At 39.2% G+C, this 18,938-nt stretch carries 19 protein-coding genes and 1 tRNA gene; 16 read left to right on the top strand and 4 right to left on the bottom strand.

The features are described 5' to 3' along the window. Positions 1-80: 80 nt before the first annotated feature. From CVT14_RS08645 to CVT14_RS08570, 16 genes are all read left to right on the top strand, one after another. Positions 81-470 carry a DoxX family protein gene (locus CVT14_RS08645; RefSeq protein WP_107850134.1) on the top strand — a complete coding sequence of 130 codons (390 nt, stop codon included), beginning with the start codon at positions 81-83 and terminating at the stop codon, positions 468-470. 135 nt (positions 471-605) lie between these two features. Next, on the top strand, positions 606-2,018 hold the full coding sequence (gene nhaC, locus CVT14_RS08640; protein ID WP_021085501.1) for a Na+/H+ antiporter NhaC: 1,413 nt from the start codon (positions 606-608) through the stop codon (positions 2,016-2,018). Continuing rightward, entirely contained in the window at positions 2,015-3,148 is a 1,134-nt protein-coding gene (gene iadA / locus CVT14_RS08635) for a beta-aspartyl-peptidase (protein ID WP_107850133.1), read from the top strand. Before nhaC ends, iadA begins: the two co-directional genes overlap by 4 nt. A gap of 80 nt (positions 3,149-3,228) precedes the next feature. Further along, positions 3,229-3,624 (top strand): 30S ribosomal protein S12, encoded by a 396-nt coding sequence (gene rpsL / locus CVT14_RS08630; RefSeq protein WP_002941121.1) that lies wholly within the window; start codon positions 3,229-3,231, stop codon positions 3,622-3,624. A gap of 78 nt (positions 3,625-3,702) precedes the next feature. Further along, positions 3,703-4,173, top strand: coding sequence for a 30S ribosomal protein S7 (gene rpsG, locus CVT14_RS08625; RefSeq protein WP_002941142.1), 471 nt, complete (start codon positions 3,703-3,705; stop codon positions 4,171-4,173). Between the two features lie 12 nt (positions 4,174-4,185). Further along, positions 4,186-6,264 (top strand): elongation factor G, encoded by a 2,079-nt coding sequence (fusA, locus tag CVT14_RS08620; protein WP_103572176.1) that lies wholly within the window; start codon positions 4,186-4,188, stop codon positions 6,262-6,264. Between the two features lie 78 nt (positions 6,265-6,342). Further along, positions 6,343-6,419: transfer RNA gene (locus CVT14_RS08615), tRNA-Arg, on the top strand. 223 nt (positions 6,420-6,642) lie between these two features. Beyond that, positions 6,643-7,020, top strand: a complete 378-nt coding sequence (locus CVT14_RS08610) for a rhodanese-like domain-containing protein (protein ID WP_107850132.1) — start codon at positions 6,643-6,645, stop codon at positions 7,018-7,020. 152 nt (positions 7,021-7,172) lie between these two features. Then, complete coding sequence (locus tag CVT14_RS08605) at positions 7,173-7,607, top strand: Dps family protein (RefSeq protein ID WP_107850131.1); 435 nt, start codon at positions 7,173-7,175, stop codon at positions 7,605-7,607. An 83-nt stretch (positions 7,608-7,690) separates the two neighbouring features. Next, positions 7,691-8,278: a hydrogenase-4 component G gene (locus CVT14_RS08600; RefSeq protein ID WP_107850130.1), complete on the top strand. Its 588-nt coding sequence runs from the start codon at positions 7,691-7,693 to the stop codon at positions 8,276-8,278. Positions 8,279-8,402: 124 nt separating this feature from the next. Continuing rightward, positions 8,403-8,840 carry a hypothetical protein gene (locus tag CVT14_RS08595; protein WP_107850129.1) on the top strand — a complete coding sequence of 146 codons (438 nt, stop codon included), beginning with the start codon at positions 8,403-8,405 and terminating at the stop codon, positions 8,838-8,840. 267 nt (positions 8,841-9,107) lie between these two features. Further along, complete coding sequence (locus CVT14_RS08590) at positions 9,108-10,322, top strand: OprD family outer membrane porin (RefSeq protein WP_107850128.1); 1,215 nt, start codon at positions 9,108-9,110, stop codon at positions 10,320-10,322. 93 nt (positions 10,323-10,415) lie between these two features. Continuing rightward, a complete protein-coding gene (locus CVT14_RS08585; RefSeq protein WP_107850127.1) occupies positions 10,416-10,973 on the top strand; it encodes a c-type cytochrome in 558 nt (185 codons plus the stop codon). A 45-nt stretch (positions 10,974-11,018) separates the two neighbouring features. After that, positions 11,019-14,114 carry a cytochrome c biogenesis protein CcsA gene (gene ccsA / locus CVT14_RS08580; protein ID WP_107850126.1) on the top strand — a complete coding sequence of 1,032 codons (3,096 nt, stop codon included), beginning with the start codon at positions 11,019-11,021 and terminating at the stop codon, positions 14,112-14,114. After that, positions 14,115-14,549 (top strand): fatty-acid--CoA ligase, encoded by a 435-nt coding sequence (locus CVT14_RS08575; RefSeq protein ID WP_103617961.1) that lies wholly within the window; start codon positions 14,115-14,117, stop codon positions 14,547-14,549. A gap of 84 nt (positions 14,550-14,633) precedes the next feature. Beyond that, positions 14,634-15,239, top strand: coding sequence for a hypothetical protein (locus CVT14_RS08570; protein WP_107850125.1), 606 nt, complete (start codon positions 14,634-14,636; stop codon positions 15,237-15,239). A gap of 34 nt (positions 15,240-15,273) precedes the next feature. On the opposite strand, the gene CVT14_RS08565 is transcribed toward CVT14_RS08570, so the two are convergent. From CVT14_RS08565 to CVT14_RS08550, 4 genes are read right to left on the bottom strand one after another with little or no spacing between them, the layout of a single operon-like run. Further along, positions 15,274-15,741, bottom strand: coding sequence for a phosphatidylglycerophosphatase A (locus CVT14_RS08565; protein WP_107850124.1), 468 nt, complete (start codon positions 15,739-15,741; stop codon positions 15,274-15,276). An 8-nt stretch (positions 15,742-15,749) separates the two neighbouring features. Then, complete coding sequence (locus CVT14_RS08560; protein ID WP_107850123.1) at positions 15,750-16,931, bottom strand: sulfate adenylyltransferase; 1,182 nt, start codon at positions 16,929-16,931, stop codon at positions 15,750-15,752. Beyond that, positions 16,909-17,799 carry a response regulator gene (locus CVT14_RS08555; protein WP_107791672.1) on the bottom strand — a complete coding sequence of 297 codons (891 nt, stop codon included), beginning with the start codon at positions 17,797-17,799 and terminating at the stop codon, positions 16,909-16,911. The genes CVT14_RS08560 and CVT14_RS08555 overlap by 23 nt, the downstream gene beginning before the upstream one ends. After that, positions 17,796-18,914 carry a bifunctional 2-C-methyl-D-erythritol 4-phosphate cytidylyltransferase/2-C-methyl-D-erythritol 2,4-cyclodiphosphate synthase gene (locus tag CVT14_RS08550; RefSeq protein ID WP_107850122.1) on the bottom strand — a complete coding sequence of 373 codons (1,119 nt, stop codon included), beginning with the start codon at positions 18,912-18,914 and terminating at the stop codon, positions 17,796-17,798. The genes CVT14_RS08555 and CVT14_RS08550 overlap by 4 nt, the downstream gene beginning before the upstream one ends. Between the last annotated feature and the right edge of the window lie 24 nt (positions 18,915-18,938).

Here is an 18,938-nt window from a genome sequence, read left to right as displayed (position 1 = left end):
ATTTACAAAATTTCAAAATTTACAAGCCGTTAATCAATATTAAATAAAATCCTTAACTAAAAATATGTAACGGAGATATTATGAAAAATGTCGATCTTGGACTTTTATTTCTACGCTTAGGTCTTGGAATTTGCCTTTTTATGCATGGCTTTGGCAAAATTTTACACGGAGTTGGTGGCGTAAAGAGCATTTTAGTTGATTCTGGACTACCTAGTTTTCTGGCGTATTTTGCCTATCTTAGCGAGGTTTTAGCCCCTATAATGATCGCTGTTGGCTTTTACTCAAGGCTTGGCGCGCTCCTAGTTTTTGGCTCAAGTCTTGTCATTTTGTATTCGTATTTTGGCTTATCAAATTTACTTGAGCTAACTAATGTAAATGGCTTTAAAGCAGAGCTTATATATCTTTATATCGCTATGTCACTTTGCATCATCTCGACTGGTAGTGGCAAATACGCTATCAAGCAAGACTAATCTAAATTTAGCACATATTAAATGTGCTAAATTTTCACACATTTTATTTAAAATTTAAATTTATTTTATTTTTTTATAACAATTTAAGTTTATAGCCTTTAAATTCAAAAATATCTCAAATTTAAAGGACACCTGATGAACTCTATAAAAAAAGAGCCTTCGTTTCTGCTAGCCCTTACGCCTATCTTGGTTATGATCGTAGGTCTTGCGCTTGGCGTTGGTTATATGAAGCTAAAGGTTGAGCCGATCATTTTGATAGCAGCCCTAGTGGCTGGCGGCATCGCTTGGAGGCTAGGGTATAGCTGGAGCGAGCTTCAAGAAGGAGTGATAGAGAAAATTTCTAGCTCATTGCCTGCTCTTATGATACTTTGGGCGGTCGGTCTGCTTATTGGCTCGTGGGTATTTTCAGGCACCATCCCTATGATCATCTACTACGGCGTGGATCTTATAAGTCCGCAGTATCTAGTCCTAACAGCTTTTGTCATCGCAGCTATCATCTCAACCGTAACTGGCACATCTTGGGGTTCTGCTGGCACAGTTGGCGTCGCCATCATGGGCATAGCTCAAGGTCTTGATGTAAATTTAGCAGCGACTGCTGGCGCGGTAGTCGCAGGAGCATACTTTGGCGATAAGCTCTCTCCGCTTTCAGACACAACAAACTTAGCTCCGATAGCAGCTGGCTCAGAGCTTTATGAGCACATCAGACATATGTTTTATACAACCATCCCAGCAACTATCGTTGCGATAGCGGCTTATCTATTCTTTGGTAGCGAGGCTGCAAGTAGTGGCGCAAATGTTTCAGAGTCGGTTTTAGCACTTCAAGGTCAGCTTGATAAAATTTTTCACTGGAATATCATCTTACTTTTGCCTGTGCTTTTTGTCTTGGCTGGTTCGGTGCTAAAGTGGCCAACGATACCTGTCATGATCATAGCTTCGCTATTTTCAGTGCTTCTTGGCGTTATCGTTCAAGATTTTAGCTTTAAAAATGGCTTTATCTCAGTGATGACTGGCTTTAACGTCACTATGAGCGGCATTAATATGGAGTTTTCAAAAGATATCACTAAGCTTCTAAATAGAGGCGGCGTGAGCTCGGTAAATTCAACCACTATCCTAGTCATCTGCGCTATGGGCTTTGCTGGTATAATCTCAAAAACTGGCATGCTTACGAAGGTACTTCACACCATCATGGCAAGGGTTAAATCAACAGCAGGCGTCATCATCTCGACTATCGGCTCATGCCTAACTGTCGCATTTGTCACAGGTAGCTCATATCTTTCTATCCTCATCCCTGGCGAGATGTTTAAAGACTTCTATAAAGAGAAAAATTTAGCAGCCAAAAACCTCTCAAGAACACTTGAAGACTCTGGCACCGTGATCGTCCCACTCATCCCTTGGTCAGCAGCAGGCGCATATATGACAGCTACACTTGGTGTGCCAACGGTAGAGTATTTGCCATGGGCGATACTAAACTACATGGGCGTTGTTTTTGCTATTATTTTAGCACTCACTGGCATCGGCATAGCTAAGATAAACAAGGATGCCAAATGATACTTATAAAAAACGCCAAAATTTACTCGCCAAAATTTCTTGGCAAAAAAGATATATTTATATGTAATGGCAAGATCGTCTGCATAGCTGAAAATTTAGAGCCAAATTTGCCAAATGTAAAGGTGATCGACGCTTCAAATTTCACGGCTATACCAGGCCTTATCGATAAGCACGTGCATATCACTGGAGGCGGCGGCGAGGGCGGCTTTAAGACTAGAGTACCTGAGATCATGCTATCAAATTTAATAGAAGCTGGCATAACGACAGTCGTAGGACTACTTGGAACTGACAGCACGACAAGAAGCGTTGAAAATTTAGTCGCAAAAGCACACGCGCTAAACGACGAGGGCATCACATGCTATGCTCACACTGGCGCATACAGCTCTAAAACGCCAACGATAACTGGCGAGATCGAAAAAGATATTGTCTTTGTTGATCCCATAATCGGCACCAAGCTAGCCATAAGCGACCACCGCTCATCAAGCGTGAGCAAAGATGAGCTCGCTCACATAGTCTCTGCTGGCAGGGTGGCTGGTATGATCAGCTCAAAGTCAGGCCACACCACACTTCACATGGGCGACGGCAAAAAGGGCTTAAATTTGATCTATGAAGTGCTAAATGAGTACGACATGCCAATCACGCTACTTCAGCCAACACACGTAAATAGAAACGAGGAGCTTTTTAAACAAAGCTTTAAATTTATAAAAGATGGCGGCTATATCGACTTTACCTGCATGCCAGGGCTTACGCCACTTGAGGCTGTAAAGTGCGTCAAAAAAGAGAATTTACCGACAAATAAGATAACAATTAGCTCAGACGGCTTTGGCAGCTACTCTAGCTATGATGGCGATGGAAATTTACTAAAAATAGGCATCGCTAGCGTTAAGAGCTTATATGAAGAGTTTATAAATTTTGTAAAAGATGGCTTTAGTATCGAGGAAGCGTTGCCATATTTTACGACAAACGTGGCAAGAAGTGTGGCCTTGCAAAATAAAAAAGGTGAGATAAAAGAGGGCTTTGATGCGGATATCTTGCTAGTTAGTGACGAGCTTGATATTAAATTTGTCGTTGCAAAGGGTAAAATTTTAAAAGATGGCAGTGGTTTTATAAAAAAAGGAACGTATGAATAAGTCTAACTTATTAACCGTTATTTAAGCTTTTTTTAAATAAAATTAGGTCTTTTTAATAAATTTAGTTGAAAGGAATTATTGTGCCAACCATAAATCAATTGGTCAGAAATGAACGCAAGAAAGTGACTGTTAAGTCAAAATCTCCAGCGTTAAAAGAGTGCCCTCAAAGAAGAGGAGTTTGCACTAGGGTTTATACTACAACTCCTAAAAAACCAAACTCAGCTTTGAGGAAAGTTGCCAAAGTTAGGCTTACAAGCGGTTTTGAAGTCATCAGCTATATCGGCGGTGAAGGTCACAACCTACAAGAACACAGTATCGTTTTAGTTCGCGGCGGTAGGGTTAAAGACTTACCAGGTGTTAAATATCACATCGTTCGTGGTGCACTTGATACTGCTGGTGTTGCAAAAAGAACAGTTTCTCGTTCTAAATATGGTGCAAAACGCCCTAAAGCTGGCGCTGCTGCTCCAAAAAAGTAAAAAATTAGGTTCGCAGACGTTGCTTAAATTTGCAAACGTTTGAGTAAAATTTCATAAAAATTTGAAGGAAAGATCAAAATGAGAAGAAGAAAAGCTCCTGTAAGGGAAGTCTTACCTGATCCGATTTACGGAAATAAAATAATCACTAAATTTATTAATTCTCTTATGTATGATGGCAAAAAAAGCGTCGCTACAGAGATAATGTATGGTGCTATTAAAGCTATCGAAAAGAAAAATGCTGAGGTTAAAGGCATCGACGTTTTTAACGACGCTATCGAAAATGTAAAACCTATTTTAGAAGTTAAATCACGCCGTGTTGGTGGCGCTACTTATCAAGTACCAGTTGAGGTTCGCCCAGCTCGCCAACAAGCTCTTGCTATCCGCTGGCTTATAACTTTTGCTAGAAAAAGAAGCGAAAGAACAATGGTTGATAAACTAGCAAATGAGCTTTTAGATGCGGCAAATTCAAAAGGTGCATCTTTCAAGAAGAAGGAAGATACTTACAAGATGGCAGAGGCTAATAAAGCATTTGCTCACTACCGCTGGTAAGAAAGAATTAGTATGGCAGAGAGAAAAACGCCTTTACATAAGGTAAGAAATATCGGTATTGCGGCTCACATTGATGCTGGAAAGACAACTACTAGTGAGAGAATTTTGTTTTTCACTGGTATGAGCCATAAGATAGGTGAGGTTCATGATGGCGCTGCTACTATGGACTGGATGGAGCAAGAAAAAGAGCGTGGTATTACTATTACATCAGCTGCAACTACAGCATTTTGGAAGGGCTACCAAGTAAACCTAATCGACACTCCGGGACACGTTGACTTTACTATTGAAGTTGAGCGTTCTATGCGTGTTCTTGACGGTGCTGTTGCGGTATTTTGTTCTGTTGGTGGTGTTCAGCCACAGTCTGAAACTGTTTGGAGACAAGCAAATAAATATCATGTACCAAGAATTGTTTTTGTTAATAAAATGGACAGAATTGGTGCAAATTTCTTTAGAGTTGAAGAGCAGATTAGAGAAAGACTAAAAGCAAATCCAGTACCTATCCAAATTCCTATCGGTGCTGAAGATAACTTCAAAGGTGTGGTTGATCTTGTAAGAATGAAAGCATACGTTTGGAATGACGAGAAAAAGCCAACAGACTATGTTGAAGAAGAAATTCCAGCTGAAGTTAAAGACAAGGCTGAAGAATACCGTGCAAAACTAATCGAAGCTGTTTCTGAGACAGACGATAGTTTGATGGAGAAATTCTTTGCAGGCGAAGAACTAACTGAAGAAGAGATTAAAAAAGGTATAAAAGCAGGCTGCTTAAGAATGACTATCACACCTATGCTTTGCGGAACTGCGTTTAAGAACAAAGGTATACAACCTCTACTTGACGCAGTAGTTGATTATTTACCAGCTCCAGATGAGATCGCAGCGATAAATGGTGTTTACGAAGATGGCACTGAAGTGACTGTTGAAAGTACAGATGATGGTGAATTTGCCGCTCTTGCGTTTAAAATTATGACTGACCCATTTGTTGGACAGCTAACATTTATCCGTGTTTATAGAGGAAGCCTTGAAAGTGGTAGCTATGCTTACAACACAGTTCAAGACTGCAAAGAGAGAATCGGCCGCTTACTAAAAATGCACTCAAATAAACGTGAAGAGATTACAGAACTTTTCGCTGGTGAGATCGGCGCTGTTGTTGGTCTAAAAAATACCTTAACTGGCGATACTCTTGCAAGTGAAAAAGATAAAGTTATCCTTGAGAGAATGGACTTCCCAGAGCCAGTTATCAGTGTTGCGGTTGAGCCAAAAACAAAAGCAGATCAAGAAAAAATGGCGATCGCTCTTCAAAAACTAGCTCAAGAAGATCCAAGCTTTAGAGTTAGCACTGATGAAGAGAGCGGACAAACTATCATTAGTGGTATGGGCGAGCTTCACCTAGAGATCATTGTCGATCGTATGCTTCGTGAATTTAAAGTTGATGCTGAAGTTGGTCAGCCACAAGTTGCATACCGCGAGACTATCCGTAAGGCAGTTGAGCAAGAGTATAAGTATGCTAAACAATCAGGTGGTCGTGGTCAATACGGTCACGTATTCTTACGCATCGAGCCACTTCCAGCTGCTAGTGGATTTGAATTTGTTAACGACATCAAAGGTGGTGTTGTTCCAAAAGAGTACATCCCAGCTGTTGAAAAAGGTTGTAAAGAAGCGCTTCAAAGTGGTGTTCTTGCAGGATATCCAGTTGAAGATGTTAAAGTTACACTTTTTGATGGTAGCTACCACGAAGTTGACTCATCTGAAATGGCATTTAAACTTGCTGCTTCTATGGGCTTTAAAGAGGGCGCTAGAAAAGCAGGTGCGGTTATCCTTGAGCCTATGATGAAAGTTGAAGTTGAGACTCCAGAAGAGTATATGGGTGATGTTATCGGTGACCTTAATAAGCGCCGTGGCCAAGTAAATTCAATGGATGATAGAAATGGTATAAAAATCATTGCAGCTTATTGTCCACTTGCTCAAATGTTTGGCTACTCAACAGATCTTCGCTCAATGACTCAAGGTCGTGCGACTTACTCTATGGAATTTGATCACTACGAAGAAGTTCCTAAAAACGTAAGTGAAGAGATTATTAAAAAGAGAAATGGCTAATTAGCCAAAATAGGGCAGAGCGATCTGCCCTTTAAAATTTAACTACTTGAGTAAAAATTTAAACTAACTTGCAAATTTGTCCTCATAGCTCAGCTGGATAGAGCGCAGAATTCCTAATTCTGAGGTCGTGAGTTCGAACCTCGCTGGGGACACCACTCCTGCTTTTAATACCATGCAATAACAATTTTTTATAGAGTGCTTTAAATCATTTATATTTAGAATTCTTATTTTTATAAGTAGTTGTGTTTGGCATATAAATAAATTTATTTTTTTAATGAATTATTTGTATGATCTCATTAACAATAAAATTTATCAACAAAAATTTTATATATTTAATAATCTATGCTAACATTTCAAAAATTTATTTAAGGAGAGTAGATGAAAAAAATTTTACTTTTAGGAGCCGTTTGTTGCATGTTGTCAGCTGATGTTAAAACTGTTAATATAAGTCCAGATGAGATTAAAAAATATGATCAGATTGTTGATATTAGAACTCCATCTGAATGGCAAGAGACTGGCATCATATCTGGTGCGAAGACCATCACTTTTGATCCAAGCAATAAGAGTGCATTTTTAGATGAGCTTTCAAAAGCGGTTGATATCAAAAAGCCTATCGCTCTTGTTTGTAGAAGTGGCAGAAGAAGCACAGCAGCAGCTGCAGCGATAGATAGCACAGATCTTAAGATTATAAATTTAGATGGTGGCATGAGTAGTTTGATCGAACAAGGCTACAAAACTACACCTTATAAAAAATAGACAAATTTCTAAATTCTACATTTGACTACAAGATAAATTTATTTTGTAGTCAAAATTTATACTAAATAATAAATTTTATTATTTGATTAACCAGTGATTAACTCTAAGTCAATATAATTTCATCACATTTAAACAATAAAGAAGGAGACAAAATGTCAAAAATTATTTTACAGTTAAACACAATTCAGGCTGATGCAAACGCACTTTATATCAAATTTCATGATCTTCACTGGAACGTAAAAGGTATTCAATTTTTTAGCGTCCACGAGTATACCGAAAAAGCTTATGAGGATATGAGTGAGATTTTTGATGATGCAGCTGAGAGAGCTCTTATGCTTGGTGGCAGACCTATTGTTAAGGCCGAAGAGCTAGCAAAAGTCGCTCACATCAAACACGAGCCAAAAGAGAGCTACACTCCGACTGAAGTTTTGGATATTGTTTTGGCTGATTACAAGCACCTTTTGGGCGAGTTTAAAAAGCTTGATGAGCTTGCAGAAGGCGACACAACAACTCAGATGTACGCACAAGATCAAATAGCTAAATTTGAAAAAGCCATCTGGATGCTAAACGCAACACTTGGTAAATAATCACAGCGGGAGCTCTCCCGCTTTACTCTAAATAAATTCCACCTTTTGGTGATATAGTTTTTATAAACTTATAGGAGCCAAATATGCAAATCAGTCAAATCGTAAGCTCATACAGCACTTCAAGCGTAAAAGAAAATGTAAAATCAGAAATTTCACTTCACAAAGATGAAAAAGAGGTTTCTAAAAAGCAGCCTGAGGTTTCAAATTTAAGTGCAAAAGAGATATCAAATAGCTACTTTTTGCAGTATCAAAAAGATATTACTCAAAATGCTAGTTCAAATTTACTAGCTCAAGGTGGTCTAAGCTTTAGTGTGCCCGAAAATTTATCAGACATTTTAGCTGGACTTGATCTAGCAGGCATAGGCTACAACGGCAAAGCTCTAGGAGAGCTAAGTAGCGATGAGGCGAGCGAGCTAGTTAGTGAAAATGGCTTTTTTGGCATCGCAAATACAGCTGATAGGATAGCTGGTTTTGTGCTAAATGGCGCAGGTGATGATTTAGAGAAGCTAAAAGCTGGTAGAGATGGCGTGGCAAAGGGCTTTGAGGATGCAAAGAAAATTTGGGGCGGAGAGCTTCCTGAAATTTCACAAAAGACTATCGAAAAGACCCTTGAAACACTTGATAAAAAGATCGCCGAGCTTGGTGGTAACGTCTTAAACGTATCAGCCTAAATTTCTTGGGATCTCTCCCAAGAAATTTATATATTAATGTAAGCACAAAACTCAAATTTTAAAAACTCGCAAATTTTATTTAATCTTAAAAGCTATACTTTGCTCTTTATATCAAGGAGAAAAGATGAAAGCTAAAATTTTACTTCCTCTAACAGTTGCTACTATGTTTTTGGGATGTTCATTTTTTGATGACAACCCACCAGTCCGTAAGCAACCAAGGCAAGCCACTAAAACTATACCTGCAAAAAGCTCCATCAAAGGCTTCATAAAAGATGTCAGCTATAAAGATTCGAAATACTGCTACGAGATAGTAGCCAGCGATGTGAAAAATCACAAACTAAACAAAGCAAATTTTTGTGCAAACAGATATTATTATGATAAGGGTGATCTTGTCTATGCTACTTTTTATGCAGATAAGCTTATAGACATGCTTCTTATAAAAGAGGGTGGCTCCAGAGGTGCATATAATGGCATAAGAAAACCACAAAATGAAGTAGTTGTAAAAAGAAAAAATATAAAAACGAATATCGAAGTACCAAAAGAGGAGAAAATTTCTTTTTAGATTACCGTTGATTTACTGCCAGCATATATAATTTCATCAGCAATCAAAACTAGAACTCCTTTTAAGGGGCAGAGCAACAGCCCCTTTTTCTTTTTATCCCCATTTTAAAAGTCTCATTTGTGAAAGATAAATTATCAAAATATACCTCTTTTTGGTCAAAATCGGTAAACGATCGGTAACAAAAGTACAAAATTTTATGATTTTTTAAGCTTCATATTAAAATTTATTGATTATAATCGTCATCACAAAACCTTAAAAGGAGAAAAAATGAAACTAACAAAAATTAGTTTAGCTACATTGGTTGCTTTAGGTGCATTTTCAAGCGTTGCAAGTGCAACTCCACTTGAAGAAGCTATAAAAAACGTAGATCTTTCAGGATTTGCAAGATATAGATATACAAATACTAGAGATAAGAGTGCTGATGCTTCAGCAACACCTTCACAAGATAGAAATAAAGCTGGTCATAACTTTAAAATGATCACAAATTTTAAAGCTGCTATCGATGATAACTTCTTTGGTGTTATTGGCTTAAGATACAATGCTACTGATGGATCAGGTGATAACGCTGGCGCTGGTACAGATAAAACAAATACAACTAAAGGATTTGGTGTTCACCAATTCTATCTTGGCTATAAGATCGGCGGTACTACTATAACAGCTGGTAAGCAAGTCATCGGTTCATACTTTACTGATGATGCAGTTGGTACAGGCGTAAGAGTGGAAAATAAAGACATCGAAGGTCTTACTCTAACAGCATTAGCTTTTGATGCTCTTGAGGGTGATGATGTTGAAAGTGGTGGAGATCTATATAAAGCTACTGGTTATTTGAGTACTTATGACGTTGGTAACTTATATGCAGCTGGTATTGCTGGTTCATACGATCCTATCAACTTCCAACTATGGTATGGCACATTAACTAACCTAGCTGATGTTCTTGCAGCTGATGTTTCAGGAAATTTTGCTATAACTAACGATATATCTTTAGGTGCAAGAATTAATTATGCACATAGCCAAGCTGATACAAGTGCAAAAAATGCTCTTGGTTACGATGATGGTAACTTCTATGCTGGCGAACTTTCAACTTCACTATTTGGTCTTGATTTAGCTGCTGGCTATATTGGCTACAAAACTCAAAACTATCAAGATGGTAAATATTCAGCATTTACATTTGAAGATCAAGGTGGCTTAATCGACGCTGGCGAAGATGTATTTGACTGGACACGTGCAGAAGGTAAGGGTAGTTACTTCTATGCAACAAGTGCATATACATTTGATAAATTTACAGCTGGTTTAGACTATATCAAAGGTAGTTACAAAACAGATGAGAAGACCAAAGTTGAGGAATTTGTTCCAAGATTTGCTTATCAATACAACAAAAAGTTGAAATTTAGCTCATTCTATGCCTTTAAAACAGAAAAAGAGCATGACGGAGATAAAAACAAAGCTGACAAATTTAGATTTGAAGCTAAATACTCATTCTAATTCATAGCTCGTTAATCAACTTATGATATAATCCCAGGTCGGAGCAATCTGATCCGGGATTTTTAAATTTAGAGCAAAATTTCAAGGAAACTCATGAAAAATATCAAAATTTCTTTTTTGGCGTGTTTTTTGGTGGCAAATGCCTTTGCAGCTTCTCAGGTTTATTATATAGAAGCTCGTGGCGAGTTTGGTAAAGAGCTTGCCGAAATGGCAAAAAAGCAGGCTAATGACAGAAATGAAAAAGTAAATGTCTATGTCGATGAAGATCCAAGACGCTATAAAGACAATAGAATTTTAAAATTTGGCATTGATAGAAAAGGTAGATATAGTGTCTCTTTAGGAAAAGAGCTTTATGAAAAACAATGCGCTAGCTGCCATGGCGAAAGCGCAGACAAAAGACCATTTGGCTCTACACCACTTAAAAACATGGATGCTAAAGATATAGAAGACAGCATCATCTCTTATAGAAGTGACTCAAGCTTTGGTGGTAGCGGTAAAAACGTAATGCAAAACCAGGCTAAGATCGTCTCAAACAATGATCTAGGTGCAATACTAGCTTATCTAAAAGGTAAAGACGCACTTGCAGATCAAGATACAAACGAAAATAAACCAGTTTCAACCGAAACAAAGCAAGGCAGTTATTTAAGATAAATTTCACTTCGGTAGCTTTGCCACAATATAAATAAAAGGAAGCAGATGTTAAATCCAAAAACATTATTTTTAAGTATGGGCTCAGCTATCGTTTTGATGATAATCTTTGCCATAGCTAGTGGAGCCGCCACAATAATAGAGAGCAAAACCAGCACTGAAGCAGCTTGGTACTATGTTTATGGGGCTGGCTGGTTCGCGCTTATCCAACTAATTCTTGGTATAAATTTAGCCTTTAACATCTTTAGATACAACCTAATCGATCCTAAAAAACTCCCATCACTTATCTTTCACATAGGTTTTATCGTCATCTTAATAGGTGCTGGCATCACAAGATACCTTGGCTTTGAAGCTGATATGCATATACGTGAAGACACTGCTTCAAACGTTGTTAGCACGAAGGTTTCATATATAAATTTAACAGCGCTTAACGACAAAGGCGAAGAAATCAGCTCGGCTATGCCTTTAGGACTTGCTGATGTAAAGAAGGGCTTTGATCTAAAGCTAAAAACAGCAGACGGTGAGGCCAGTTTAAAATTTAAAGAATTTGTGCCAAATGCAAGTTATAAATTTGTAAATGATGATAGCGGAAAGCCTGTCGTTGAGTTTGTAGTCTCAAACGAGAGCGAGAGTGAAGAGATATTTTTACTTGAAGAAGAAGAGGCAAGGGTTGGAGATATCAGCTTTATCTTTAATGCCAAGCCAGATGAAAATAAAAAATACGTTCTTTTTAGACTAAATGATGGAAATTTCACAGTTACTTCAAATGCCGATCTTTCAAAATTTACTATGGCGGATAGCTCTAAAACTGAGCTAAAAGCTGGCAGTGTGAATGAATTTGGCACAGGTAGCTTATATACTATCTCAAATATAAATTTCGCTCCAAGGCTAGTCTCAGCGCACGCTACAAGAAAGCTAGTTAGCTCAAAGGATAGCGAGTTTAATGCGTTGATAGCTGAGCTAAACTATAAAGGTGAGAGTAAAGAGATGCATGTATTTTACAACCTAATGGAGCCTTCACGTATTGCCGTGGCTGGACAGAAATTTAACGCCTCATGGGGAGCTCAGCAGATAAAACTCCCATTTAGCCTCTATCTAAAAGACTTTGAGCTAAAAAGATATCCTGGCTCAAATTCGCCTATGAGCTACTCAAGTGAGGTTGTAGTAAAAGATGGTACGAATGATCCTGGGTTTGACTATAGAATTTATATGAACCACGTGCTTGATTACGATGGATATAGATTTTTCCAAAGTTCATACGACACCGACGAGAAAGGCACGATCCTCTCTGTCAATAAAGACCCAGGTAAGATCCCGACATATATCGGCTACTTTTTGCTAGGTCTTGGCTTCTTGCTAAATGTCATAAATCCTAACAGCCGCTTTAGAAAGCTAGCCAAACTAATAGATAATGAATCAACAAAAGGCGGTAAAAAAGTGGCTGCGCTCATAGCTGTCTTACTTTTAGGCTTAAATTTTAGCTCGCTAAAGGCGGAGGATTTCTTGCCGCATATCAGCAAAGAGCATGCAGACAAGCTTGCTAGACTCATCGTGCAAAGTCCAGATGGCAGGATGAAGCCATTTGATACGCTTAGCAAAGAGGTTTTAAACAAAATTCATAGAGGTGAGAGCATAGGTAGCCTAAATTCAAACCAAGCGATGCTTTCTATAATGGTAACGCCTGATTTTTGGCGAAATGAGAAAATCATCGCACTTGGTCAAAGCAAGGAGCTAAAAAAAGAGCTAGGCGTCGATGAGAATGCAAGATACGCAAGCTTTGATGAATTTTTTAAAGCGACAAAAGATGGTGGAAGCGAGTATAAACTAACAAAATTTGCTGAGATAGCAAACCGCAAACACCCAGGCTCACGCAATACTTTTGACAAAGATGTGATAAAGATCGACGAGAGACTAAATGTATTTTATATGATATTTATCGGTGAAATTTTCAAAATTTTCCCAAAACAAGATGACCCGTCAAATTCTTGGTATTCGCCAGCTAGTGCAATGATGTACTTCTCGCCAAAAGAGGCTGAGCTAGTAGTTGGCATGATGAGAGAGTATTTTTCAGCTGTTGATGCAGCCTCAAAGGATAATGACTGGAGTAAGGCGGATGCGGCGCTTGAGAAAATTTCAGCCTATCAGCACAAATACGGCTCTGCCGTCATGCCAAGTGAGAAAAAAATAGACATAGAAATTTTATTTAATAAATTTCAAGTATTTGACCGCTTGACGCCGATATATCTTTTGGCTGGACTTGCGCTTTTACTATTTGTTTTTGTTAAGATGTTAGCGCCAAAAGTGCAGATAAATGGCATAGTTAAAGCTGTGTATATTATAAATTTACTAGCTTTTCTTGCGCACACAGCTGGACTTGGTCTTCGCTGGTATATCGCTGAGCATGCCCCTTGGAGTAACGCCTACGAGTCGATGGTCTATATCGCTTGGGCGCTTGGTCTATCTGGCATCATCTTTGCAAAACGTAGTCCGATCGCACTTGCGCTTACATCTATATTGGCTGGTGTTACGCTATTTGTTGCACACCTTAGCTGGATGGATCCGCAGATCACGACACTTGTGCCTGTACTTCAGAGCTACTGGCTAACTATCCACGTCTCTATCATAACTGCAAGTTATGGATTTTTAGGCCTTTGTGCGTTGCTTGGTGGATTTACTTTGCTGCTTATCATCTTGCAAAACAAGAAAAAGCCAAATGCAGAGATTGCACGCAATATCACTGAAGCGACACGTATAAATGAGATGGCGATGATACTTGGTCTTAGTTTACTCACGCTTGGAAACTTTTTAGGTGGCGTCTGGGCAAATGAGAGCTGGGGTAGATACTGGGGCTGGGATAGCAAGGAGACTTGGGCGCTAGTTTCGATCCTTGTCTATGCGGCGGTGCTTCACATGAGATTTATACCAAAGCTTAATAATCAATACGCATTTGCTGTTGCATCATTTTTTGCCTATTGGTCGATCATAATGACCTATTTTGGGGTAAATTTCTATCTAGCTGGCATGCACTCATACGCAGCTGGAGATCCGCTTCCAGTGCCTGATTTCGTCTGGATAAGCATCGCCATTATGATAGCGATGAGCGTTCTTGCATTTACGAAACGCTCTCTTTGCACAAGGCTATAGATGCTTCTTAAAGGCTTGATAGTCTTTTTTGTCTTTTTGCTTATAGTGGCCATTTGCGCGCTAATCTATATTTTGCTAAAGAACAAAGATCATCAAGTCTTGGCAAGAGAGCTAGAAGCTGAGGGTGAAGAAGAGATCACGATCGAAAAGCTTGAAGAGCTTGCTAGCGATAAAACTCTAAGCAAAAACGAGCTTTTCGAGCTTATACAAATTTTTGGAGAGAAATTTATAATACCAGCGAAAAAAAATCAGGTCGCTCCAAAAGAAGCTAGCAACTACATAAATTTTATAATCCTCATCTGCTCTCATCAAAATGCCGATGCAAAGCTTATTAGCTTTTTAGACAAAGAGGCTAAAAAGAAAAATCCAAGCTATGTTGCAGAGATCGAAGATAGCGAGAGGATAGGCATAGAAAACCGCAAAAATCGCAGGTAAATTTAGCTCTGTTTTATTTAAATTTAAGAGTGCAAAGCGTTTTTAGCAAAACTCAAATTTACAAAGCAAAAATAGGAGCGCAACTTGGATATAAGTGATCTCTATGCTAGTTTAGTCTTTGCGCCGATAGTGCTAGCTATTTTATTGATGATCTTTGCTGGCAGGCGAAATATAAAAGTCTATCTGAGTAAATTTGATCTAGTCGGACTGCATCTAGTTTTCCCGCTCGTGATATTTCCCACCTTTGTAGCTATCTTTTGTGCAATATGCGAGAATTTTGACGTTTCAAACGATGATGGATTAGCTTATATTTTTTACACTATGCTTTTTATAATAGCCATTTACGCCGTTTTTGGTTTTTACGTTTGCATTAAATACAATCACGGCTTTTTAAACTGCTTTTGGGCGTTACTTTTAAGATTTAACTTCATGACTCCGCTTGTTTATTTGCTATTTTTAGGTGGCAAAGGACGTGACAAAAATGGCAATGAGATAACCCCTGAAAATGTCAAAAATTTAAGCCTTTTTGAAGAGCTAAAATTTTCACTTTATAATATGATCGTCTTTAGAAAAATTTACGACAAAGATAAATTTGCAGGCAGGGATGAGAAAAATTTTAGCGACAAAGTTCTAGTCTCAAAAGAAGAGTGGGATGAATTTCTAAAATGGAAAAAGAGCAGAGAAGGCTAAATCTAAAAAGAGCCAGCAAGATAGCTAGCTCAGCTTACGGCAAAACTACGCCAAATTTCATAGCCACACCATATATCATCGCGCTAATAATACCAGCGAAAAATCCAGCGACCATATCATCGCCCATAACGCCAAGTCCGCCCTTTACGTTGCGGTCGATCCGGCCAATGATCGATGGTTTTTTGATATCAAGCGCCCTAAAAAGCACGAGAGAGAGCACTAGCTGAGAGATCGTCGCTCCGCTAATGGCGATAGCAAGCCAAACGCCAGCAACCTCGTCGATCACGATAAAGCTCTCGTCGTGCGAATTTGCCTTTTTTTCAAAATCATCAATAACACTAATGCTCACCAAAAACAGCAAAATACTAGCTAGCAAAAGCGTGGTCGCTGAGAAAAAATATAACACAAAATAAGCTGCCACAGCTCCAGCCACCGAGCCCCAAGTGCCAGGCGCCTTTGGTAAAAGTCCAAATCCAAAAAATGTCAAAAATAGCTTTTGCATAAATTTCCTTAAGTGAGTGATGATGTCTGGTAGAGCTTCATGAGCTCCTCGTAAAAGTCGCGGTCGGTCTTGTTTTCAAGCAGTCCAGAATTTACAAAGAGATCGTCGCAGAGCTTTTGTATATCTTTGAAGCGATTTACATAGAGCTTGCTTAAAATGAGCGCTGAAATTTCAGGCCTTACTAGTATAGCTGGTGGCATGATGCCGTTAAAAAGCAGCTCTTTGATCACATCTGGGTGGTATTTGATCTGGTGGTGCTGTCCGTGCGGGCAGCTTTTGGTGCTAACTAGCGTCTTGCACTTGTTGCAATAAACTAGCTCTGGCAGGACGATCACATCTAAATTTAGATCGTTTTTGTAGATATCAAGTATCGTATGAACTTCGTTGTGGTCAAAAAACATGCCAATGCCAGAGTGATTTTGTCCGATGACTAGCTTGTTTGCGCCAAGTCTTGAAGCTGCGATGCACTCAAGCGTTGGGTTGGCGTGCGAGCTAAAAAGGGTTGTGTTTTTCAGCGCAAAGACAAAGACCTTTTTTGTCGGCAGATAGTTTTGGTTAAAAAAGTCAAGCACTTGCTTTCTGATCTCATAGTCTATGTGCCTCTCTTCGCGCGTTCTGATGAGAAAAACGACCACAAGATCGGCCTTATCGATAGTCATCCTAACTAGGCGTTCATGCGCGCGGTTAAATGGGTCAGCTGTTAAAAAGACAGCTGTTATTTTCTTGGCGCCACTCTCTTTTATCAGCTCATTTAGCGTATCTTTGCTTATTTGGAGGCTTTCATCATATAGCTCAAACTCGCCGCTTATGCCGTATTTGCCTAAATTTAGTGACATTTCGCTGTTTGATTCATTTGCTAAAAATATATTTTTAGCTCGCATGCTCTCGTCAAATTTAAAGACCTTTGCCACGTCGATGTGCCCAACGATCTTGCCGTCCATATTTAAATTTACTCTTTGCCCAGCATGCAGCTTGCTAGCGATATTTTGATTGACCTCGCCAAATGGAGCAAAGCCAAAAGAGTAGGGCATCGGCTCGCCGTTAAAGTAGCCCTTTTTTGCCACCTCTTTGATCTGCTCGTCGTCCATCAGGGCGCTAAAATTTGAGAGAATTTTGTTTTTGATAAGCTCTAAGGCGCCATAAACTTCGGTGTTTATAGAAATTTCACTATTTTTTCTTGCTGACGTCATATTTCTTTCTCTTTTCCCAAAGTGATTTTCTAGAAATTCCAAGCTTTTTGCTTAGCTCGGTGTCGGGGAATTTATCTTGATAATTAACTATGATATATTTTATATATTCATCGATCGTGACGATCTCACCGATATCAAAGTTTTTATCTCGGATGGAGAGTTCAAGCTCCTCAAATGGCGCACTTTGCGCAAAATCGCTAGTTTGTATGGCCACTTTTTTCTTTTTGCAAAGCTCTAAAATTTTCTCTTTTTCATCTTCTTTTAGCTCTTCAAGATTTGTGATGTATATTAGCTCGTCGCCACTTTGAGCAAGTGCTTTTTCAAGCTCGCTAAAACAGGCTTTGCCTAAAAACAAAAATGGCAAATTCCCAGCCTTTACGTAGTTAAAGATAAATTTATCGCTGTAGCCATTTTTGCTTGATTTTAAAAGAAGTGGAAATTTGATCTTTTTGGCTTCAAAACAAGGTATCTCGTAGTCTTTTAGGGCGAAATTTATATAGTTTTCGTAGTTTTTGATCTCGTTTTTAAAGCCTCTAAACTCTTCAAAATGTCTTATCTTTCTAACAAGCTCTTCTATCATAAATGGCTTTTGGATGTAATCCACCGCACCCGCTTGTATCGGCTTTAGCACGGTGTCGCTGTTGATGTAGGCGATGAGTAAGATGATGATAGAGCTTTTAAATTTCTCTATGACTGGGTAGAAGTCCTGACCAGGGAGTGTGGTAGAAAGTAACACTACGTCAAAATTTTCAAATTTCAAAGCCTCTTTGACGCTCTTTGCGATCTCGCAGTCATAGCCAAAGTCAGCTAGTTTGCTAGCCATCGAGCCAGCTAGGTAAATTTCGTTTTCTACTATTAAAATTTTCATATTTGTGTCCAGTTGTAAAATTTAAGGCTAGCGCTTGCCATGACAGCGATCCCCTCGCATCTGCCCACAAAGCCAAGCCCCTCAGTCGTCGTCGCCTTTACGTTTATGCGGCTCTGGCTTAAATTTAGAGCCTGAGCGATGTTTGCCTCCATTTTTGATTTTAGTTTTGAAAGTTTTGGCTTTTGCGCCATTATCGTGATATCAGCGTTTGTTAGCACAAATCCCACGCTTTGCACCCTTTTGTAGGCTTCTTGCAGCAGATAAATGGAGCTAATATCTTTAAATTTAGCGTCCGTATCAGGAAAGAGCTCGCCTATATCGCCAAGCCCAGCAGCCCCTAAAATGGCATCAGTCAGAGCATGAAGTGCCACGTCGCCGTCACTGTGAGCCTTTAGCCCAAACTCATAGTCGATCTTTTCGCCACAAAGCACAAGCGGACGGCCCTTTTCAAACTCATGCACGTCAAAGCCGTTACCAATAAAAACCTCATTTTCTGGTGCTTTTAGGGCTGAAATTTTGGCAAGATCTTCTTTAAAAGTGATCTTTCTAGCCATCTCATCGCCCAAAATGTGCCAAACACTTGCGCCAATGGCCCTCATAGCCGAGCTATCATCTGTGTAAATTTCGCCGCTACTAAGAGCCTTTTTAAGAAGTGCTGTGCGCGAGAGCTGCGGTGTTTGGATAAGTTTTACCTTCTCTCTGTCTATTGCATTTTCGCCAAGATAGGCAGTATCTGCGATCTTTAGCGCAGGCACCACGCAGTCAGCCTGAGCGGCCGCCTCGATGATCTTGTGAAAGAGCTCGCTTGATATACAAGGGCGCGCGATGTCGCTAACTAGGACAAATTCGCTACTTACTAGCTCAAGTGCGTTTTTTAGGCTATCTTGCCTTGTCTCGCCGCCATCAACAAATTTATAATTTGGAGCAAATTTAGACATATATTTGCACTCTTTACTAACGACGATGATCTCTTTAAATGTGTAAAAGTTACTCAAATTTTTAGTGGCAAATAGCCAAAGTGGGTCGCTGCCGATGCGAAGCCATTGCTTCTTTACAGGTAGCTCAAAACGACTGGAATTTCCTGCTCCTAGCATTATAAGTGAGATATCAAGCAAGGTAGCTCCTTTGAAGATTGTTAC

Origin of the sequence: Campylobacter concisus, from assembly GCF_003048445.1 — a bacterium.
Taxonomy (GTDB): Bacteria; Campylobacterota; Campylobacteria; order Campylobacterales; family Campylobacteraceae; genus Campylobacter_A; species Campylobacter_A concisus_BF.
Note: the sequence above shows the minus strand (reverse complement) of the source record. Positions and strands in the feature narration are given on the sequence as shown.